Annotated in this window: 19 protein-coding genes; 12 read left to right on the top strand and 7 right to left on the bottom strand. The window is 67.2% G+C overall.

The features are described 5' to 3' along the window. Positions 1 to 16: 16 nt before the first annotated feature. Positions 17 to 2,758: an aconitate hydratase AcnA gene (gene acnA / locus PTT45_RS13035; protein WP_273813713.1), complete on the bottom strand. Its 2,742-nt coding sequence runs from the start codon at positions 2,756 to 2,758 to the stop codon at positions 17 to 19. A 130-nt stretch (positions 2,759 to 2,888) separates the two neighbouring features. On the opposite strand from acnA, the gene rlmM reads away from it, so the two are divergent. Next, on the top strand, positions 2,889 to 3,941 hold the full coding sequence (gene rlmM, locus PTT45_RS13030; RefSeq protein ID WP_273813712.1) for a 23S rRNA (cytidine(2498)-2'-O)-methyltransferase RlmM: 1,053 nt from the start codon (positions 2,889 to 2,891) through the stop codon (positions 3,939 to 3,941). A 124-nt stretch (positions 3,942 to 4,065) separates the two neighbouring features. Beyond that, on the top strand, positions 4,066 to 4,305 hold the full coding sequence (gene tusA, locus PTT45_RS13025; RefSeq protein WP_043307492.1) for a sulfurtransferase TusA: 240 nt from the start codon (positions 4,066 to 4,068) through the stop codon (positions 4,303 to 4,305). A 7-nt stretch (positions 4,306 to 4,312) separates the two neighbouring features. Here tusA and PTT45_RS13020 read toward each other — a convergent pair whose 3' ends face one another. Then, a complete protein-coding gene (locus tag PTT45_RS13020; RefSeq protein ID WP_273813711.1) occupies positions 4,313 to 5,686 on the bottom strand; it encodes an MATE family efflux transporter in 1,374 nt (457 codons plus the stop codon). Between the two features lie 128 nt (positions 5,687 to 5,814). Between PTT45_RS13020 and pdxB the strand changes: the two genes are divergently transcribed. Next, the gene (gene pdxB, locus PTT45_RS13015) at positions 5,815 to 6,945 is read left to right on the top strand and encodes a 4-phosphoerythronate dehydrogenase PdxB (protein WP_273813710.1); all 1,131 of its coding nucleotides are present in this window, start codon (positions 5,815 to 5,817) and stop codon (positions 6,943 to 6,945) included. Between the two features lie 10 nt (positions 6,946 to 6,955). Here the strand turns inward: pdxB and PTT45_RS13010 are convergent, their stop codons facing one another. Continuing rightward, positions 6,956 to 7,132 carry a PA1571 family protein gene (locus PTT45_RS13010; protein WP_273813709.1) on the bottom strand — a complete coding sequence of 59 codons (177 nt, stop codon included), beginning with the start codon at positions 7,130 to 7,132 and terminating at the stop codon, positions 6,956 to 6,958. A 115-nt stretch (positions 7,133 to 7,247) separates the two neighbouring features. On the opposite strand from PTT45_RS13010, the gene PTT45_RS13005 reads away from it, so the two are divergent. From PTT45_RS13005 to PTT45_RS12980, 6 genes are read left to right on the top strand one after another with little or no spacing between them, the layout of a single operon-like run. Further along, positions 7,248 to 8,360, top strand: a complete 1,113-nt coding sequence (locus tag PTT45_RS13005) for an ATP-NAD kinase family protein (RefSeq protein ID WP_273813708.1) — start codon at positions 7,248 to 7,250, stop codon at positions 8,358 to 8,360. A gap of 14 nt (positions 8,361 to 8,374) precedes the next feature. Next, positions 8,375 to 8,773: a GFA family protein gene (locus PTT45_RS13000; RefSeq protein ID WP_273813707.1), complete on the top strand. Its 399-nt coding sequence runs from the start codon at positions 8,375 to 8,377 to the stop codon at positions 8,771 to 8,773. Positions 8,774 to 8,775: 2 nt separating this feature from the next. Then, positions 8,776 to 9,348 carry a DUF1287 domain-containing protein gene (locus PTT45_RS12995; protein ID WP_273813706.1) on the top strand — a complete coding sequence of 191 codons (573 nt, stop codon included), beginning with the start codon at positions 8,776 to 8,778 and terminating at the stop codon, positions 9,346 to 9,348. 33 nt (positions 9,349 to 9,381) lie between these two features. Beyond that, on the top strand, positions 9,382 to 9,822 hold the full coding sequence (locus tag PTT45_RS12990; RefSeq protein ID WP_273813705.1) for a thiol-disulfide oxidoreductase DCC family protein: 441 nt from the start codon (positions 9,382 to 9,384) through the stop codon (positions 9,820 to 9,822). Continuing rightward, positions 9,819 to 11,597: an ABC transporter transmembrane domain-containing protein gene (locus PTT45_RS12985; protein WP_273813704.1), complete on the top strand. Its 1,779-nt coding sequence runs from the start codon at positions 9,819 to 9,821 to the stop codon at positions 11,595 to 11,597. Before PTT45_RS12990 ends, PTT45_RS12985 begins: the two co-directional genes overlap by 4 nt. 9 nt (positions 11,598 to 11,606) lie before the next feature. Then, positions 11,607 to 12,713 carry a saccharopine dehydrogenase family protein gene (locus PTT45_RS12980; RefSeq protein WP_273813703.1) on the top strand — a complete coding sequence of 369 codons (1,107 nt, stop codon included), beginning with the start codon at positions 11,607 to 11,609 and terminating at the stop codon, positions 12,711 to 12,713. Between the two features lie 7 nt (positions 12,714 to 12,720). Here PTT45_RS12980 and rhtA read toward each other — a convergent pair whose 3' ends face one another. From rhtA to PTT45_RS12965, 3 genes are all read right to left on the bottom strand, one after another. Continuing rightward, positions 12,721 to 13,578, bottom strand: coding sequence for a threonine/homoserine exporter RhtA (gene rhtA, locus PTT45_RS12975; RefSeq protein WP_273813702.1), 858 nt, complete (start codon positions 13,576 to 13,578; stop codon positions 12,721 to 12,723). Positions 13,579 to 13,657: 79 nt separating this feature from the next. Then, positions 13,658 to 13,939: a pyrimidine/purine nucleoside phosphorylase gene (ppnP, locus tag PTT45_RS12970; RefSeq protein WP_273813701.1), complete on the bottom strand. Its 282-nt coding sequence runs from the start codon at positions 13,937 to 13,939 to the stop codon at positions 13,658 to 13,660. 67 nt (positions 13,940 to 14,006) lie between these two features. After that, entirely contained in the window at positions 14,007 to 14,549 is a 543-nt protein-coding gene (locus PTT45_RS12965; RefSeq protein ID WP_273813700.1) for an exonuclease domain-containing protein, read from the bottom strand. 169 nt (positions 14,550 to 14,718) lie between these two features. On the opposite strand from PTT45_RS12965, the gene PTT45_RS12960 reads away from it, so the two are divergent. After that, positions 14,719 to 15,591: an NAD(P)-dependent oxidoreductase gene (locus PTT45_RS12960; RefSeq protein WP_273813699.1), complete on the top strand. Its 873-nt coding sequence runs from the start codon at positions 14,719 to 14,721 to the stop codon at positions 15,589 to 15,591. Positions 15,592 to 15,667: 76 nt separating this feature from the next. Here PTT45_RS12960 and PTT45_RS12955 read toward each other — a convergent pair whose 3' ends face one another. After that, positions 15,668 to 16,009 carry a DMT family protein gene (locus PTT45_RS12955; RefSeq protein ID WP_273813698.1) on the bottom strand — a complete coding sequence of 114 codons (342 nt, stop codon included), beginning with the start codon at positions 16,007 to 16,009 and terminating at the stop codon, positions 15,668 to 15,670. Positions 16,010 to 16,104: 95 nt separating this feature from the next. Here PTT45_RS12955 and PTT45_RS12950 point away from each other — a divergent pair, with 95 nt between their 5' ends. Together PTT45_RS12950 and PTT45_RS12945 are read left to right on the top strand one after the other, a co-directional pair. Then, positions 16,105 to 18,324 carry an alpha-glucosidase gene (locus PTT45_RS12950; protein ID WP_273813697.1) on the top strand — a complete coding sequence of 740 codons (2,220 nt, stop codon included), beginning with the start codon at positions 16,105 to 16,107 and terminating at the stop codon, positions 18,322 to 18,324. 58 nt (positions 18,325 to 18,382) lie between these two features. Continuing rightward, complete coding sequence (locus PTT45_RS12945) at positions 18,383 to 18,634, top strand: YkgJ family cysteine cluster protein (RefSeq protein WP_273813696.1); 252 nt, start codon at positions 18,383 to 18,385, stop codon at positions 18,632 to 18,634. The last annotated feature ends 31 nt before the right edge of the window (positions 18,635 to 18,665 follow it).

Raw genomic sequence — 18,665 nt, 5'->3', positions numbered from 1 at the left:
TTCATGTCTCCCGCGACTACTCCTTGAGCAGCTGGCGCAGCACGTAGTGCAGGATGCCGCCGGCCTTGAAGTACTCCACCTCGTTCTGCGTATCGATGCGGCAGAGCACCTCGACCTGCTGCTGGGCGCCGTTTTCGCCCTGGATATCCAGGGTCAGCTGCATGCGCGGGCGCAGCTCGGCACCTTCCAGGCCACGGATGCTGATCCGCTCGTTGCCGGTGAGGCCCAGGCTCTTGCGATCCTGGCCATCCTGGAACTGCAGCGGCAGCACGCCCATACCCACCAGGTTGGAGCGGTGGATACGCTCGAAGCTCTCGGCGATCACCGCCTTGACCCCCAGCAGGTTGGTGCCCTTGGCTGCCCAGTCGCGCGATGAGCCGGTGCCGTATTCCTTGCCGGCGAAGATCACCAGCGGCACGCCCTCGTCGCGGTAGCGCATGGCGGCATCGTAGATGGCCAGCTTGTCGCCGCTCGGTACATGGCGGGTGTTGCCGCCTTCCTCGCCGCCAAGCATCTCGTTGCGGATGCGGATGTTGGCGAAGGTGCCGCGCATCATCACCTCGTGGTTGCCGCGCCGCGAGCCGTAGGAGTTGAAGTCCACCGGCGCCACGCCGTGCTCGCTGAGGTAGCGGCCGGCGGGGCTGTCCTTCTTGATGTTGCCGGCGGGGGAGATGTGGTCGGTGGTCACCGAGTCGCCGAGCAGGGCCAGGACGCGCGCGCCGTGGATGTCGCCGATATGTGGCGGCGCCCCGGCGATGTTCTCGAAGAACGGCGGGTGCTGGATGTAGGTGGAATCCGCCTGCCACTCGTAGGTGGCGGCCTGTGGCACGGCAATGGACTGCCACTGGGCATCGCCGGCGAACACCTCGGCGTACTCGCGGCGGAACATGGCGGTATCGACCTTGGCCACGGCCTCGGCGATTTCCTGCTGGCTCGGCCAGATGTCCTTGAGGTACACCGGCTGGCCATCCTTGCCGGTGCCGAGCGGGTCCTCGCTGAGGTTGACCCGCACGCTGCCGGCCAGGGCATAGGCGACCACCAGCGGCGGCGAGGCCAGCCAGTTGGTCTTCACCAACGGATGCACGCGGCCCTCGAAGTTGCGGTTGCCGGACAGCACCGAGGCCACGGTCAGGTCGCTCTGCTGGATGGCCTTCTCGATCGGCTCGAGCAGCGGGCCCGAGTTGCCGATGCAGGTGGTGCAGCCATAGCCGACCAGGTCGAAGCCGAGCTGGTCGAGGTAGGTGGTCAGGCCGGCGGCCTTGAAGTATTCGGTGACCACCTTGGAGCCGGGGGCCAGCGAGCTCTTCACCCAGGGTTTGCGCTGCAGGCCTTTCTCCACCGCCTTCTTCGCCAGCAGGCCGGCGGCCATCATCACGCTGGGGTTGGAGGTGTTGGTGCAGGAGGTGATAGCGGCGATCACCACCGCGCCATGCTTGAGCCGGTGGGTGACGCCCTCGTAGTGGTAGTCGGTCTCGCCGACCAGGGCGGCGTTGCCGACCGCGACACCGCCGCCGCCTTCGCTGAGCAGGCGACCTTCCTCCTGGGCTGGCGGCTTGAGCTGCAGGTCGACCAGTTCATCGAAGGCGCGTGGCACGCGGGACAGCAGCACGCGGTCCTGCGGGCGCTTGGGTCCGGCCAGGCTGGCCTCGACCTCGCCGAGGTCCAGTTCCAGGCTGTCGCTGAACACCGGCTCGTGGCCGGGCTCGCGCCACAGGCCCTGGGCCTTGGCGTAGGCCTCCACCAATTGCACGCTGTCCTCGGGGCGGCCGGACAGGCGCAGGTAGCCGAGGGTAATGTCGTCCACCGGGAAGAAGCCGCAGGTGGCGCCGTATTCCGGGGCCATGTTGGCGATGGTGGCGCGGTCGGCCAGCGGCAGGTCGGCCAGGCCGTCGCCATAGAACTCGACGAATTTGCCCACCACGCCCTTCTTGCGCAGCATCTGCGTCACGGTGAGCACCAGGTCGGTGGCGGTGATGCCTTCGCGCAGCTTGCCACTGAGGCGGAAGCCGATCACCTCGGGAATCAGCATCGACACTGGCTGGCCGAGCATGGCCGCCTCGGCCTCGATGCCGCCCACGCCCCAGCCCAGCACGCCGAGGCCGTTGACCATGGTGGTATGCGAGTCGGTGCCGACCAGGGTGTCGGGGAAGGCGAAGGTGACGCCGTCCTCGTCCTTGGTCCACACGGTGCGGGCCAGGTATTCCAGGTTCACCTGGTGGCAGATGCCGGTGCCCGGCGGCACCACGCTGAAGTTGGCGAAGGCGCTCTGGCCCCAGCGCAGGAAGGCGTAGCGCTCGCCGTTGCGCTGCATTTCGATGTCGACGTTCTGTTCGAAGGCGGCGGACGAGGCGTACTTGTCGACCATCACCGAGTGGTCGATGACCAGGTCCACCGGCGACAGCGGGTTGATCTTCTGCGGGTCGCCACCGGCGCCGGCCATGGCCGCGCGCATGGCGGCCAGGTCGACCACCGCTGGCACGCCGGTGAAGTCCTGCATCAGTACCCGCGCCGGGCGGTACTGGATCTCGTGGTCGCTGCGCCGATCCTTGAGCCAGTCGATCATCGCCTTGATGTCGTAGGCGCTGACCGTGGCGTTGTCCTCGAAGCGCAGCAGGTTTTCCAGCAGTACCTTGAGCGACATCGGCAGCTGGCCCATGTCGCCGAGGCTCTTGGCGGCCTCCGGCAGGCTGTAATAGTGGTAGGTCTTGTTGCCTACCTGCAGTTCACGTCGGCATTTCAGGCTATCCAGCGAGGGCATGGTTGCACTCCTGTTCGGTTGAGCTAGTGAAACTAGACCGTCAGGCCAGCTCCTGCCATTGGTCTGGACCGGTTGGGCGCGCCGAGGGTTCCCGACTTCGCTATCATGCGCGGCCTGAGGAGAACCACCGATGAACGTCGTACTACTGCACTGCCGCCCCGGTTTCGAGGGCGAGGTCTGCTCCGAGATCAGCGACCATGCCGCGCGCCTGGGCGTGGCCGGCTACGCCAAGGCCAAGCCGAACAGCGCCCACGCCGAATTCACCTGCATGGAGCCTGGTGGCGCCGAGCGCCTGATGCAGGCGGTGCAGTTCAAGCGCCTGATCTTCCCGCGCCAGTGGGCCCGGGGCAGCTACCTGCCGCTGCCGGAGACGGATCGCATCAGCGTGCTGCTGCAGGCCCTGGCCGACTACCCGGTGTGTGGCGGCCTGTGGCTGGAGGTGTTCGATACCAACGAGGGCAAGGAGCTGTCGAACTTCTGCAAGAAGTTCGAGGGCCCGCTGCGCAAGGCGCTGGAGAAGGCTGGCCGCCTGGTCGAGGACGCGAGCAAGTCGCGCCTGCTGCTGACCTTCGTCAGCGGCCGCGAGGTGTTCCTAGGCCTGGCCGAGGCCAACAACCAGGCGCAATGGCCGATGGGCATTCCGCGCCTGAAATTCCCGCGCGAGGCGCCGAGCCGCTCGACTCTCAAGCTGGAAGAGGCCTGGCACACCTTCATTCCGCGCGAGCAGTGGGACACGCGGCTGTCGGACGAGATGACCGGGGTCGACCTGGGCGCCGCGCCTGGTGGCTGGACCTACCAGCTGGTGCGCCGCGGCATGCTGGTCACCGCCATCGACAACGGGCCGATGGCCGAGAGCCTGATGGACACCGGCCTGGTCACCCACCTGATGGTCGACGGCTTCACCTGGAAGCCCAAGCAGCCGGTGGACTGGATGGTCTGCGACATCGTCGAGAAGCCTGCACGCACCACGGCGATGATTGAGGAGTGGGTTGGCGGGGGGCATTGCCGCGAGGCGGTGGTCAACCTCAAGCTGCCGATGAAGCAGCGCTATGCCGAGGTCTGCAAGTTGCTGCAGCGCCTGGAGGATGCCTTCGCTGCGCGCAAGATCAAGGTTTCCATCGCCTGCAAGCAGCTCTATCACGACCGCGAGGAAGTGACCTGCCACCTGCGCCGGCTGGGCTGAAACGCGCGTGGCCACTGCTGCAGGTCGCAGTGGCTAGCGCCTGGTTCGTCTGGAACCGATGCACCAGGGCAGACCCGGCGGCGCGCTTGGGTAATAATGCCGGCCTGCTTCCGGAGTTAGATTCATGTCCCTGCAACCCGACGCCATCCTCGACGCCACCGGCCTGTTCTGCCCAGAGCCGGTGATGATGCTGCACAACAAGGTGCGCGACCTGCCGGCCGGTGGCCTGCTGCAGGTGCTGGCCACCGACCCCTCGACCAAGCGCGACATTCCCAAGTTCTGCATGTTCCTCGGCCACGAACTGCTGGAGCAGGGCGAGGACGGCGGCACCTACCAGTACTGGATCCGCAAGAAGCTCGACTGAACCAGGCCTAGCGCGCGGCGCGGATGTGCCGGCGCGCGCTGCGGGTCAGGCGCACGGCGAGCAGCACGGCGGCACAGGTCAGACCCACCACCAGACCCTGCCACAGGCCGCTCGGCCCCGACGGCTCGCCCAGCCAGTCGGACAGGCCCAGGGCATAGCCCACCGGCAGGCCGATGCCCCAGTAGGCGACCAGGGTGATCAGCATGGTCGCGCGAGTGTCCTGGTAACCGCGCAGGGCGCCGGCGGCGGTGACCTGCACGGCGTCGGAGAACTGGAACAGCGCCGAGTACACCAGCAGGGTGGCGGCCATGGCGATCACCGCCGGGTCCGGGCTGTAGATATTGGCGATCTGCTCGCGCAGCAGCAGAACCAGACTCGCCGACAGGCAGGCATAGCTCAGCGCCGTACCCATCGCCACCCCGGCGGAGAAGCGTGTATCACGCGGCGTGCCGCGCCCCAGCGACTGGCCGACCCGTACCGTGGCGGCCATGGCCAGGGAGTAGGGGATCATGAAGATCATCGAACTGAAGTTCAGGGCGATCTGGTGCCCGGCCACCACGGTGGCGCCGAGGCCGCCGATCAGCAGGGCGATCACCGAGAAGATGCTCGACTCGGCGAAGATCGATATGCCAATCGGCGCGCCGATCGAGAGCAGGCGGCGGATCACCGGCCACTGCGGCCACTCGAAGTGTTTGAATAGCTCGCTCGGCTTGTAATAGGGCGCGTGGTTCACCCACCACAGCATACCTAGCAGCATGCACCACATCACCGTGCCACTGGCCCAGCCGCAACCCACGCCGCCCATGGCCGGGAAGCCGAGGTGGCCGTAGATCAGGATGTAGTTGAGCGGGATGTTCAGCAGCAGGCCGCCGATGCCCAGCATCATGCTCGGCCGGGTATGGCCGAGGCCGTCGCTGCAACAGCGCAGCACGTGATACAGGGCCACAGCCGGGAAGCCGAAGGCGATGCCGCGCAGGTAACCCATGGACATGGCGGTGAGCTCGGCGTCCACATCCATCAGGTGCAGCAGCGGCTCGGCATTCCACAGCAGGGTGGCGCAGGCCAGGCCCACCGCCAGTGCCAGCCACAGCGCCTGGCGCACCAGTGGGCCGATCTCCTCCTGTTTACCGGCGCCATAGCGCTGCGCCACCTTGGCCGTGGTGGCCAGCAGGGTGCCATTCATCAGCAGGAACACCGGTATCCACAGCGAGTTGCCCAAGGCCACGGCAGCCAGGTCGCGTGCGCTGACCCGGCCCGCCATCACCGCATCGACGAAGCCCATGGAGGTATGGGCCAGCTGGGCAATGATGATGGGGGTGGCCAGTGTCAGCAGGGCGCGAATTTCGGCCAGGGTGCGGGCGTAGCGGGAGAGGGCGAGCATGGGGAGTCCGGCGGGATGGAGCTGGGAAGGCGCGCAAGTCTATACCTGCCCCCGCGGTCAGAAAAGCGCGGCTTACCGCGACAGGTGCTCTGCGCCTAGAATGACGGCTCGTGATTGGAGCCCCGCACATGCAGATTGTCGCCGACGAAAACATCCCGCTGCTCGACGAGTTCTTCGCAAGCTTCGGCCCCATCAGCCGCCACCCCGGTCGCAGCATCGACCGCGCCGCATTGGGTGACGCCGAGGTGTTGCTGGTGCGCTCGGTGACCAAGGTCGACCGCGCGTTGCTGGAAGGCAGCAAGGTGCGCTTCGTCGGCACCTGCACCATCGGCACCGATCATCTCGACCTGGATTACTTCGCCGAGGCCGGCATCGCCTGGTCCAGTGCCCCCGGCTGCAACGCCCGTGGCGTGGTGGACTACGTCCTGGGCTGCCTGCTGGCCCTGGCGGAGACGACGGGACGCAAGCTACCCGAACTCACCTATGGCGTGGTCGGTGCCGGCCAGGTCGGTGGTCGCCTGGTCGAAGTGCTGCGCGGGCTGGGCTGGAACCTGCTGGTCTGCGATCCGCCGCGCCAGGCCGCCGAGGGCGGTGACTTCGTCGACCTGGACACCATCCTGCGCGAGTGCGATGCCATCAGCCTGCACACGCCGCTGGATGCCGGTACCCGCCACCTGCTTGGTGCCGAGCAGCTGCGCCAGCTCAAACCGGGCGCCTGGCTGATCAATGCCAGCCGCGGCCCGGTGGTCGACAACGCGGCGCTCAAGGCTCATCTGCAGAATGGTGCCGACCTGCAGGTGGCGCTGGATGTCTGGGAGGGCGAGCCGCTGGCCGATCCCGAGCTGGCCGCGCTGTGTCGCCTCGCCACCCCGCACATCGCCGGCTACAGCCTGGACGGCAAGCTGCGCGGCACGGCGCAGATTTACCAGGCCTACTGCAAGGCCATGGGGTTGGAGGAGTCGGTACGACTGGACGACCTGCTGCCGCCGGCCTGGCTCGGTGAGCTGCTACTGCACGAGGATGCCGATATCGGCTGGGCGCTGGCTACCCTGTGCCGCGCGGTATACGACCCGCGCCGCGACGATGCCGATTTCCGTCGCAGCCTGGTTGGCGATGCGGCGCAGCGCAAGACGGCTTTCGATGCCCTGCGCAAGCACTATCCGTATCGCCGTGAAATCGATGGCCTGCAGGTGCGTCTGGAAGGGGATGCGCCGCACTTGGCGGCGCTGGCGGCGGCGCTGGGTTGCCACCCGCGCTGAGGCGGGTGCGTCAGTGCCAGTGATGAGGCGTCTGCCAGGACTTGTCCAGCGCCTGGCAAGCCTGCTGGATCATCTGCTCGGTGATGGGCACTTCACGGCCCTGGGCGTCGATGATCGAACCGCCTGCCGGCTGCTGTGGATTGCTCGGGTTGGAACGAGGTTGCGGGGACTGCTGTTGCACTTTCATGACTGTTTCTCCTGGCTATGTGGCAAGTCTAGGCAGGGCAGATGAAGGCGCTGTGACAGCGGGCGCGAGAGGTTTATTCGGGGCACCGAACGGTGCGCCGTGATTTGGAGTGGTTATGAGTGTTTTCCACCTGGGGCTGATCATCAACCCTCTGGCCGGCCTCGGCGGACCAGCGGCGCTCAAGGGCAGCGATGGCGTGGCCGCCGAAGCCCTGGCCCGTGGCGCCGAGCCGCGGGCGGCGGAGCGCACACGCATCGCCTTGGAGTGCCTGCGGCCGGTAGCCGAGCGCCTGGAGTTCGTCACCTTTCCCGGCCCCATGGGGGCGGATCTGCTGCGCGACATGGGCTACGCCCATCGGGTGCTCGGCAGCCTAGCAGAGGGGCCGACTAGCGCCGCCGACACCCAGGCGGCGGTAGGTGCCCTGCAGGATGCCGGCTGCGCGCTGATCCTCTTCGCCGGCGGTGACGGCACGGCCCGTGACGTATGCGCCGCGGCCAGCGAGACGCAGCCGGTGCTGGGCATTCCGGCCGGGGTGAAGATCCATTCCGCGGTCTACGCCATCAGCCCGCGTGCGGCCGGACAGATGGCCCTGCGCCTGATCGAAGGCGGCCTGGTGCGCCTGTCCAGCGGCGAGGTGCGCGATATCGATGAGGCGGCCCTGCGCGATGGCAAGGTCAACGCCCGCCGCTTCGGCGAGCTGTGCGTGCCGGTCGAGGGCGAGTTCATGCAGCACGTCAAGCAGGGCGGCATGGAGTCCGAGGAGCTGGTACTGGTGGACCTGGCCGACTGGCTGCAGGAAAGCTGGGAGGACGACGTGCGCTACGTGTTCGGCCCCGGCTCGACCCTGCATGGCCTGGCGCAGAACCTCAATCTGGAGACCACGCTGCTGGGCGTGGACGTGATCGAGAATGGCGAAGTGATCGCCCGCGACGTCACCGAGGCGCAGCTGTTCGAGCTGATCGACGGCCATCCGACGCGCCTGCTGGTCACCGCCATCGGCGGCCAGGGCCATATCATCGGTCGCGGCAACCAGCAGATCAGCCCGCGGGTGCTGCGTGCCATCGGCCTGGAGCACCTGCGGGTGGTGGCGACCAAGCGCAAGCTCGGCACCCTGGAGGGCCGGCCGCTGCTGGTGGACAGCGGCGACCCGGCGCTTGACGAAGCCTTCCCCGATGCCGTGCGGGTCTGGTCCGGCTACCGGGAAGAGCTGCTCTATCCATTGCGTTGAAACAGGAGAGGGTCATGCATCAGGGAAGCTGCCTGTGTGGCGAGATTCGCTATCAGATCGAGGGTGAGCTTGCGCCCATCCAGCTGTGCCACTGCAGCCAGTGCCGGCGGGCACAAGGTACGCCGTTTGCCAGCAATATCCCGGTCGACGAAGCAGCGTTCCATCTGCTCAGCGGCGCCGAGCGCCTGCAGGTCTTCGAGTCCTCGCCAGGCAAGCAGCGGGTGTTCTGCTCGCGTTGTGGCTCGCCAATCTACAGCCGCACCAGCCGGCTGCCGGGCGTGCTGCGCATCCGTGTCGGCAGCCTGCAGGGAGAGGTGGCGAGCCGGCCAGGCTGGCATATATATGCCGACTCCAAGGCCAACTGGTGGGAGTTGCATGACGACTTGCCCCAGTACGCCGAGCGCAAGGAGTGACGATGCGCCATCTCCTGCTTCTGCTGCTGTTCGCGCTGGCTCCGGCCTGGGCAACGACCATCGACCCGCAACGCCTGATCGTCGCGGCCCGCAGTCAGGTTGGCGTGACCCTGAGCTACGACCCGCTCTACCGGCAGCTCGGTTACCCCGGCGGCGACGTGCCGATGGCGACCGGCGTATGCAGCGACGTGGTCATCCGCGCGCTGCGTGTACAGGGGCTGGACCTGCAGAAGAGCGTGCACGAGGACATGCGTGCGCACTTCTCGGCATACCCGAAGAACTGGGGGCTGAAGCGCCCGGATCGCAACATCGACCATCGCCGCGTGCCCAACCTGATGACCTGGTTCAAGCGCCAGGGCATGGCCTTGCAGGTGAGCGACAAGCCTGCGGACTATCGGGCCGGCGACATCGTCACTTGGGACCTGGGTCGCGGCCTGGGCCATATCGGCATCGTCTCCGACCGGGCCAGTCCGGCCGGCGTGCCGCTGATCCTGCACAACATCGGGCGTGGCACGCAGGAGGAAGACCTGCTGTTCGCCTACCGCATCACCGGCCACTACCGCTTCGGCCAATGAGTTAGCATCGGCGCAGAGTTTCCGGAGATTGCGATGGCCCTACCACCTCATATCCAGGCCGGCGAGCGCGTGGTGCTGTTCGACGGTGTTTGCCGGCTGTGCAACGGCTGGGCGAAGTTCCTGATCCGCCATGACCGCAAGCGGCTCTTCCGCCTCTGCTCGGTGCAGTCCGCCGAGGGGCAGGCCATCCTCGCCTGGTTCGGCTTGCCCACCGACGAGTTCGACACCATGGCCTACGTGGAAGGCGAGACGCTGTTCGTGCGCTCCGACGCTGTGCTGCGTATCGTCGCTCAGCTGCCTGGCGCCTGGCGCCTGCTGGCCTGGCCGCGGGTGCTGCCACGGGCGTTGCGCGACTGGTGCTATGACCGCATCGCCCTGAACCGTTATCGCCTGTTCGGTCGCTACGACAGCTGCCTGCTACCCGATCCCGACCACCAACGTCGCTTCCTCGATACTGCCGAGCCCCGCCCATGAATCCGCTTTCTTCCAGCCGGCGCGACGCACTGCGCCTGGCCTGGCGCTTCGTTGCGCCTTACCGCTGGCGTCTGGCCGGCGCCCTGGCGGCGCTGATGTTCACCGCCGCCATCACCCTGTCCATGGGCCAGGGCATTCGCCTGCTGGTGGACCAGGGCCTGGCCACCCAATCGCAGAGCGCGCTGAACCATTCCATCGCGCTGTTCTTCGTGCTGGTGCTGGCCCTGGCCATCGGCACCTTCACCCGTTTTTACCTGGTCAGCTGGATCGGCGAGCGCTTCGTCGCCGATATCCGCCAGCGCGTGTTCGACCACCTGATCGGCCTGCATCCGGGCTTCTACGAGAGCAACCGCGCCTCGGAGATCCAGTCGCGGCTGACCGCCGACACCACGCTGCTGCAGACGGTGATCGGTTCCTCGCTGTCCATGGCCCTGCGCAACGGCATCATGCTGATCGGCGGGATCGTGCTGCTGTTCGTCACCAACGCCAAGCTCAGCGCCATCGTGCTCTGCTCGTTGCCGTTGGTGGTGGCGCCGATCCTGCTCTTCGGCCGCCGCGTGCGGGCGCTCTCGCGGCAGAGCCAGGACCGGGTCGCCGACGTCGGTAGCTACATCGGCGAGACCCTGGGCCAGATCAAGACGGTGCAGGCCTACAACCACCAGGCGCAGGACAAGGCGCGTTTCGCCGGCACCGTGGAGGCGGCGTTCGCTACCGCCGGCAAGCGCATCCGCCAGCGTGCCTGGCTGATCACCACGGTCATCGTCCTAGTGCTCGGCGCTGTCGGGGTCATGCTCTGGGTCGGTGGCATGGACGTGATCGCCGGGCGCATCAGCGGCGGCGACCTGGCCGCTTTCGTCTTCTACAGCCTGATCGTCGGCATGGCCTTCGGCTCCATCAGCGAAGTGATCGGCGAGCTGCAGAGCGCCGCCGGCGCCGCCGAGCGCATCGCCGAGTTGCTGCGCACGCGCAACCTGATCGGTGCACCGCAGCAGGATCAGCTGTTGCAGCTGCCGGAGCGTATCAGTGGCGCCGTCGAGCTGCGCGGCGTGCGTTTCAACTATCCGAGCCGGCCGGAACATCCGGCTATCGATGGCATCGACCTGACAGTGCGTGCCGGCGAGACGCTGGCTTTGGTCGGCCCGTCCGGTGCCGGCAAGTCGACCCTGTTCGACCTGCTGCTGCGCTTCTTCGACCCGCAGGAGGGCGAGGTGCTGGTCGAGGGCCTGCCGATCCAGCGTCTCGATCCGGCCGATCTGCGGCGCTGCTTCGCCCTGGTGTCGCAGAATCCGGCGCTGTTCTACGGCAGCGTGGCGGACAACCTGCGCTACGGCCGGCCCGAGGCCAGCGATGCGGAGGTCGAGGCGGCGGCGCGGGCGGCGCACGCTCATGAGTTCATCGAGCGCCTGCCGCAGGGTTACCAGACTCACCTGGGCGAGGCAGGTCTCGGCCTTTCCGGTGGTCAGCGCCAGCGCCTGGCGATTTCCCGCGCGCTGCTCACCGATGCGCCGATCCTGCTGCTCGACGAAGCTACCAGCGCCCTGGACGCCGAGAGCGAACACCTGATCCAGCAGGCGCTGCCGGGGCTGATGCGTGGGCGCACCACGCTGGTGATCGCCCACCGCCTGGCCACGGTCAAGCACGCCGACCGCATTGCGGTGATCGATCGCGGCCGTCTGCAGGCCATCGGCACGCATGGCGAACTGGTGCTGAGCAATCCGCTGTACGCCCGGCTGGCCGAGCTGCAGTTCAATACCGAGCGCCGCGAGCGCGACTGAGGACAAAGCGTGGAAAAGGATTTCGGCGTCGTGGTGCTGGGTGGGTACGGCAATTTCGGCCAGGTGATCGTGCGGCGCCTGGCGGCAACCTCGGCCATGCGCGTGTGGGTCGCCGGGCGCGACCTGGCCAAGGCCGAGGCCCTGGCGGCGCAGACCGGCACCCAGGCGCTGCAGCTGGACATGAACGCGCCCGACCTGGCCGAACGCCTGCGCGCCACCGGGGCGCAGATGCTGATCTCCACCGCTGGCCCGTTCCAGGGTCAGGATCACCGGGTTGCGCGCGCCGCCATCGCCGCCGGCATGCACTACGCCGACCTGGCCGATGCGCGGGCCTTCGTCTGCTCCATCGGTGAGCTGGACCAGGCCGCCCGCGAGGCAGGCGTGCTGGTGTGCGCCGGCGCCAGCTCGGTGCCGGCGCTGGCGGCAGCGGTAATCGACGGCCTGCAGTCGCGCTTCTCGCGGCTGGACAACATCTGGCACGGCATCAGTTCCTCGGAGAAGACACCGGGTGCCTCGACCCTGGCGGCGGTGCTGAATTATTGCGGCAAGCCCTTCGCGCAGTGGCGTGACGGCTCCTGGCAGCAGGTGTTCGGCTGGCAGGACCTGGCCCGCCATGACTTTCCGGCGCCGCTCGGCCCGCGCTGGGTGGCCAACTGCGATATTCCCGATCTGGAGCTGTTCCCGGCGCGTTATCCGGGGGTGCGCAGCGTGCGTTTCTCGGCGGGAGTCGGCCTGCGCCTGACCCAGTTCGGCACCTGGGCGCTGTCCTGGCTGGTACGCGCGGGCCTGCTGCGCAGCGCCGTGCCACTGACCGATTTTCTGCATCGCCGCGCCGTGTCGGTAGAACCCTTCGGCGACGGCCGCAGCGGCATGTTCGTGCGCCTCGACGGCCTGGGAAACGACGCTCAGCCGCTGAGCCTGTACTGGGAGCTGCTGGCAGAGAACAACGACGGCCCGAACATCCCGTGCATGGCCGCTGTGGCCCTGGCACGCAAGCTGGCCGCAGGCACCCTGACGACCCGAGGTGCCATGCCGTGCCTGGGGCTGCTGACCCGCGAGGAGTATCTGGCGGAGCTGGAAGGGCTGGCTATCGTCAGCGCCCTGCGCGAGCGCTGATCGATTTTCAGTGGTTGCGTGGCTTGATGGTCACCGCCGCGCCGGTCGAGGCGACGATGATGGCGCCGATCGCCAGCCACTGCGTGGGGCTGAGCAGCTCGCTGAGGAAGATCAGGCCGGAGAGGGCGGCGATGGCCGGCTCCAGGCTCATCAGCACGCTGAAGGTACGCGCCGGCATGCGGGTCAGGGCGAACATCTCCAGGCTGTAGGGTAGGGCTGAGGACAGCACCGCAACGCCTAGCGCCACCGGCAGCAGGTCGAGCGAGAACAGGTCGCCGCCGACCTTGGCCAGGCCGATCGGGAACACCAGCAGCGCCGCGACCAGGGTGCCGAAGGCCACGGTCTGGGCGCCGTGGTCGGCGCCAGCCTTCTGCCCGAAGACGATATACAGCGCCCAGCACACACCGGCACCGAGGGCCAGGGCCATGCCCGTGGGGTCGAGGTGGTCGCTGGCGCTGGTGTTCGGCAGCAGCAGCCAGAGGCCGAGCACGGCCAGGCCGATCCACACGAAGTCCAGCAGGCGCCGCGAGGAGAACAGGGCCAGAGCGAGCGGGCCGGTGAACTCCAGGGCCACGGCGATGCCCAGCGGGATGGTCTTCAGCGACATGTAGAACAGCAGGTTCATCGCGCCCAGCGACAAGCCGTAGCCCAGCAGCGAACGCCAGGCGGCGAAGTTCGGGCGGGTGCGCCAGGGGCGCATGACGATGCACAGGATCAGCGCCGCGAGGCTCAGGCGCAGGGCGGTGGTGCCCTCGGGGCCGATGATCGGGAACAGGCTCTTGGCCAGGGATGCACCGCTCTGGATCGAGGTCATGGCGACCACCAGCAGGGCGATGGGCAGGAGCAGGGTGGTCGAGCGTGACATGGCAGGCCGTTGGTGACGTGTTGGTTTTCAGACTAATAAAAAAACCGGCCATTCGGCCGGTTTTTTCGGCATTGCTCGATCAGCGATATTCGCAGAGGTAAGCGGTCTCGACCGCCACCTGCAGCTGGAACTTGCTGTTGCCCGGCACGGTGAACTTGCTGCCTGCGGCGAAGGTTTCCCAGTTGTCGCTGCCCGGCAGCTTGACGGTCAGGGCGCCGGCGACCACGTGCATGACTTCCAGTTGGGCGGTGCCGAACTCGTACTCGCCCGGGGCCATCACGCCGATGGTGGCCGGGCCTTCAGCCATGCTGAAGCCGATGGATTTGACGGTGCCGTCGAAGTATTCGTTGACCTTGAACATGGCGGGCTCCTCGGATGGGTCAAAAAAGGCCCGCCAGTATGCCCAACCATCCCGCCCCAGTCAGCCCTCAGGGGGCAAATATCAGTGGTAGCAGGCGAGCCGTGTTGCGTGCGTCTTCCAGGGCGCGATGCTGCTGGCCCTGGAACTGCAGGCCGGTCAGCTGCAATGCCGTGTGCAGGCCCACCGCACGTTGTAGCTGGCGGCTGTCGGCGAAGCGCTGCTTGAGGTTGTGATGGGGGATTTCATCCAGGCAGGTACGCAGGCCATGGCGCTGCCACTCCAGTTGCAGCTGGCGATGGTCGTAATCGCCCCAGCTGCCCCAGCCGACCAGATGCGCCAGGTGCGACTCCAGCCAGCGCTCGAACTGCGGCCAGACCACCTCCAGCGATTGGGCGCCGTCGACCTGCGCCTGACTGATATGGGTCAGCTGGCGGCAGAAACTGGTCAGGCAGGGGCGCCGCAGTGGGCGGACGAAGCGCTGGAAGTGCTCCAGTTCATGGCCGTCGGCGGCGACCAGGCTGGCGCCGATCTCGATGATTTCCATGTCTTCTATTGGCCAGCCGCCTTCTTCGGTGGTGGCTTCGAGGTCGATGATCAGCCATTGGCGCATGCGGTTCCTCCTTAGAACCTGTTCGATCCCTGCCGCGTGGCAGGCTCTTCGCCCGCTGCCAGTATGGGTGGCCGTTACGCGGTGTGCACAGTTTTGCCATCCAGCTGTGCTGGCCGGCGCCATTCGGTTCCGGGCTATGCTTGGGCCTCAGTCAGTCAGGAGGTGCGGCATGGCAAAGGTGGCGTTTATCGGTCTGGGTGTGATGGGTTTCCCCATGGCTGGGCATCTGGCCTGCGAGGGACATGAAGTCTGCGTGTACAACCGCACGCCTGGTAAGACACAGCTATGGGAGGACGAGTTCGCCGGTGAGTCGGCAGCGACCCCGCGCGAGGCGGCCTTGGGCGCCGAGTTCGTGATGACCTGCGTCGGCAATGACGACGATCTGCGCAGCGTGGTGCTCGGCCCGGACGGCGCCTTTGCCGGCATGGCGGCGGGCAGCGTGCTGGTCGATCACACCACCGCCTCGGCCAATGTCGCCCGCGAGCTGGCGCTGATCGCGGCCGAACATGAGCTGGGCTTCCTCGATGCGCCGGTATCCGGCGGCCAGGCCGGGGCGGAGAACGGCATGCTGACGGTGATGGTCGGCGGCGAGGAGGCCTTCTACAAGCGCGCCGAACCGGTGATCGACGCCTACGCCAAGATGATCAAGCTGATGGGGCCGGTCGGCAGCGGCCAGCTGACCAAGATGGTCAATCAGATCTGCATCGGCGGCCTGGTCCAGGGGCTGGCTGAGGCATTGCACTTCGCCCAGCGCGCGGGGCTGGACGGCCATGCGGCGATGGAGGTGATCAGCAAGGGCGCGGCGCAGTCCTGGCAGCTGGAGAACCGCCACCAGAGCATGCTGGCCGGCAAGTTCGATTTCGGCTTCGCCGTGGACTGGATGCGCAAGGATCTGTCGATCCTGCTCGACGAGGCCCGCCGCAATGGCGCGCAGCTGCCAGTCACGGCGCTGGTCGACCAGTTCTATGCCGAGGTGCAGGGCATGGGCGGCGGCCGCTGGGATACCTCCAGCCTGATCGCCCGTCTCAACCAGCACTCCTGAACCACGGGCCCGCCGGTCGGCGGGCTGCTGTGGCGCCATTCGCCGCTTCTCTCGACGCTTTTGGTCGTCGTCGGACTCAGGCGCGGAAGATAAAGTACACCGCGCCAAGCAGGCACAGCCCTGCCCACAGGTAGTCCAGCTTCAGTGGCTGCTGCATCACGTAGACGCTGAAGGGCACGAACACCGCCAGGGTGATCACCTCCTGCATGATCTTCAGCTGGCCCACCGACAGCTCGGTGTAACCGATGCGGTTGGCCGGCACCATGATCATGTATTCGAAGAAGGCGATGCCCCAGCTGATCAGCGCGGCGATGAACCAGGGCTTGGCATGCAGCGCCTTCAGATGGCCATACCAGGCGAAGGTCATGAAGACGTTGGACAGGGTCAGCAAGGCAGCGGTTTGCATCCAGACCGGCATGGCGAGATTCCTGTAGTGGAGTAGGGCAAGACTAAAAGAGCCAGGCGCAACCGGCCAGGGGCGTGGGTCGATCATTCGAGTAGTGGGGGAAGGGCGTGGGCAAGTGGACTCGTGGTGCGGTAGTGCTGGGTGTGGCAGCGGTTGTGGCGGGCGCTGCCTGGAGTGGCTGGCAGGCCTGGCAGCAGCGGGCCGTCTGGGTCGATCTCGAGGTGGCGCCTGCGCTGAGAGGGTCGCAGGGCTTCGAGCTTGGTGCTAACCACCTGCAATGGGATGGTCAGCGCCTGCAGTTGCTGGCCGGGCAGCGCGTGCTGTGGGCCAGTGAGGGCGGATTCCTGGCTGCCGGGCGTGGTCGCGAAGAGGTCGAGGAGCACCGCGGCGCCATGTTCGTCGACGAGCATCGCGAGCTGCTGTGCCGCCAGCAACGTCTGGAGAACATCGAGCAGCGCGGCGCACGTGTGATTCTCAGCGGTAGCCTGGGCTGCGCCGATGGCAGCTCGACGGGCTATGTGCTGATTCTCGAGGACGACGGCGAGCGTGGTGTGCGCGTGGCCGTGGCTTTGGACGACGAGCACCTCAACCGCCTCTATCTCAGCTGGCAGCGTGAGCCTGATGAGGGCTTCCATGGCTTCGGCGAGCAGTTCAGCGCCTTCGATCTGGCTGGCCGACGCCTGCCGATCCTGGTGCAGGAGCAGGGCGTCGGGCGGGGCCTGGAGCCGATCACTACCGCTGCCAACCTCACCGCCCGTGCTGGTGGCGACTGGTGGACCAGCTACGCCCCCGTGCCGCATTACCTGAGCAGCAAGGGGCGCAGCTTCTTCAGCGAGTCCGCCGCCTACCAGGTGTTCGATCTGCGTGACGAACACCGTGTGCAGCTGGAGGTGCATGAGGGGAGCCTGGCTGCGCGCATCTACACGGCAGCGAGTGCGCCGGGGCAGATCGCCCAGCACACGGCGGTGGTCGGGCGTATGCCTCCACTGCCGGACTGGACCCAGCGCGGCGCCATCGTCGGCCTGCAGGGTGGCAGCGAGCGGGTGCGCGGCATCCTGCGGCAGCTCGACGAGGTCGGAGTGCCGCTGGCGGGTGTCTGGCTGCAGGATTGGGTCGGCCAGCGCACCACCAGCTTCGGCAAGCAGCTGTGGTGGAACTGGAGCCTGGACGAGCAGCACTATCCGCACTGGGCCGAGCTGAACGGCGAACTCAAGGCGCGGGGAGTGCGCACGCTGGCCTATGTGAACCCCTTCCTGGTGGACATGGCCGACAAGCCGAATGCTGCGCGCAACCTCTATGCCGAGGCGCGCGAGCGCGGCTATCTGCTACGTGATGCCACCGGCCAGCCGCTGTCGTTACTCAACACCAGCTTCAGTGCCGGCATGCTCGACCTGAGCAATCCCGCCGCGTACCAGTGGCTCAAGCAGGTGCTGCGCGAGGAGATGCTGGCCAAGGGTTTTTCCGGCTGGATGGCCGACTTCGGCGAGGCGCTGCCCTACGAGGCGCAGCTGGCCAGCGGCGAGCCGGCGGCGCTGGCACACAACCGCTATCCCGAGGAGTGGGCGCGGCTCAATCGCGAGCTGCTGGAGGAGGCGGGCGGGCAGGGCGAGCTGTTCTTCTTCATGCGCTCGGCCTTCAGTCGCAGCCCGGGGCTGACCACCAGCCTGTGGGCCGGCGATCAGCTGGTCACCTGGGATGTCGATGACGGCCTGCACAGCGCACTGCTGGGCATGCTGTCCGGCGGCCTGTCCGGATTCAGCCTCAACCACAGCGATACCGGTGGCTACACCACCATCACGCATCCCTTGAAGGACTACCACCGCGACGAAGAGCTGCTGCTGCGCTGGATGGAGTTCTCCGCCTTCACCAGCCTGCTGCGCAGCCACGAGGGCAACCGCCCCGACGCCAACCAGCAGATCTACAGTTCGCCCCGCCTGCTGGCCCAGTTTGCCCATAGCGCCAGGCTTTTCGCCGCACTGGCACCTTATCGGCAGCAGCTGATGGAGGAGGCCGCGCGCAGTGGCATGCCGTTGATGCGCCCGCTGTGGCTGCAGTATCCGGACGATCCGGCCGGGCAGCAGGAGCTGCCGCGTAGTTTCATGCTCGGCGACCAGCTGTTGGTGGCGCCGGTGCTGGAGCCGGGCGTCAGCGAGCTGGAAGTGCTGTTGCCGGCCGGCAACTGGGTGCACCTGTGGTCGGGCAAGGTGCTGCAGGTGCGTGCCGGTGAGCCGGTGACGGTGCCGACGCCGATAGGCCAGCCGGCGGTGTTCTATCCAGAAGGCGCCGCGATGGCGACCAGTCTGGCGAAATTGCGCGACGTCAGGTGATGGAAGGCGCGGCGCGCAGGCGTTAAGATCGCGCCCGCCCAGCGCGTGAGAAGCCTTCATGAAGTGTCGTGCCGGCTGCGGTGCCTGCTGCATCGCGCCTTCCATCAGTACTCCGATCCCCGGCATGCCCAACGGCAAGGCCGCGGGTGAGCGCTGCCTGCACCTCACTGCGGAGTTTCTCTGCGCCATTTTCGGCCGCCCGGAGCGGCCGCCAGTCTGTTCGGGTTTCGCTGCAGACATCGAGGTCTGTGGTGCCAGCCGCGAAGACGCCATCCGCTTGATTGGCTGGTTGGAACAAGCGACTGCCTGAGCGGGTCGAATCCCAGGTCCGGTGGCGCCGC

This window comes from Pseudomonas sp. Gutcm_11s, assembly GCF_028649395.1.
Classification (GTDB): Bacteria; Pseudomonadota; Gammaproteobacteria; order Pseudomonadales; family Pseudomonadaceae; genus Aquipseudomonas.
Note: the sequence above shows the minus strand (reverse complement) of the source record. Positions and strands in the feature narration are given on the sequence as shown.

Bases quoted from the DNA above. Each gene is read 5' to 3' on its own strand.
- acnA (WP_273813713.1), bottom strand. From the start codon at position 2,758: ATGCCCTCGCTGGATAGCCTGAAATGCCGACGTGAACTGCAGGTAGGC.
- rlmM (WP_273813712.1), top strand. From the start codon at position 2,889: ATGAACGTCGTACTACTGCACTGCCGCCCCGGTTTCGAGGGCGAGGTC.
- tusA (WP_043307492.1), top strand. From the start codon at position 4,066: ATGTCCCTGCAACCCGACGCCATCCTCGACGCCACCGGCCTGTTCTGC.
- PTT45_RS13020 (WP_273813711.1), bottom strand. From the start codon at position 5,686: ATGCTCGCCCTCTCCCGCTACGCCCGCACCCTGGCCGAAATTCGCGCC.
- pdxB (WP_273813710.1), top strand. From the start codon at position 5,815: ATGCAGATTGTCGCCGACGAAAACATCCCGCTGCTCGACGAGTTCTTC.
- PTT45_RS13010 (WP_273813709.1), bottom strand. From the start codon at position 7,132: ATGAAAGTGCAACAGCAGTCCCCGCAACCTCGTTCCAACCCGAGCAAT.
- PTT45_RS13005 (WP_273813708.1), top strand. From the start codon at position 7,248: ATGAGTGTTTTCCACCTGGGGCTGATCATCAACCCTCTGGCCGGCCTC.
- PTT45_RS13000 (WP_273813707.1), top strand. From the start codon at position 8,375: ATGCATCAGGGAAGCTGCCTGTGTGGCGAGATTCGCTATCAGATCGAG.
- PTT45_RS12995 (WP_273813706.1), top strand. From the start codon at position 8,776: ATGCGCCATCTCCTGCTTCTGCTGCTGTTCGCGCTGGCTCCGGCCTGG.
- PTT45_RS12990 (WP_273813705.1), top strand. From the start codon at position 9,382: ATGGCCCTACCACCTCATATCCAGGCCGGCGAGCGCGTGGTGCTGTTC.
- PTT45_RS12985 (WP_273813704.1), top strand. From the start codon at position 9,819: ATGAATCCGCTTTCTTCCAGCCGGCGCGACGCACTGCGCCTGGCCTGG.
- rhtA (WP_273813702.1), bottom strand. From the start codon at position 13,578: ATGTCACGCTCGACCACCCTGCTCCTGCCCATCGCCCTGCTGGTGGTC.
- ppnP (WP_273813701.1), bottom strand. From the start codon at position 13,939: ATGTTCAAGGTCAACGAATACTTCGACGGCACCGTCAAATCCATCGGC.
- PTT45_RS12965 (WP_273813700.1), bottom strand. From the start codon at position 14,549: ATGCGCCAATGGCTGATCATCGACCTCGAAGCCACCACCGAAGAAGGC.
- PTT45_RS12960 (WP_273813699.1), top strand. From the start codon at position 14,719: ATGGCAAAGGTGGCGTTTATCGGTCTGGGTGTGATGGGTTTCCCCATG.
- PTT45_RS12955 (WP_273813698.1), bottom strand. From the start codon at position 16,009: ATGCCGGTCTGGATGCAAACCGCTGCCTTGCTGACCCTGTCCAACGTC.
- PTT45_RS12945 (WP_273813696.1), top strand. From the start codon at position 18,383: ATGAAGTGTCGTGCCGGCTGCGGTGCCTGCTGCATCGCGCCTTCCATC.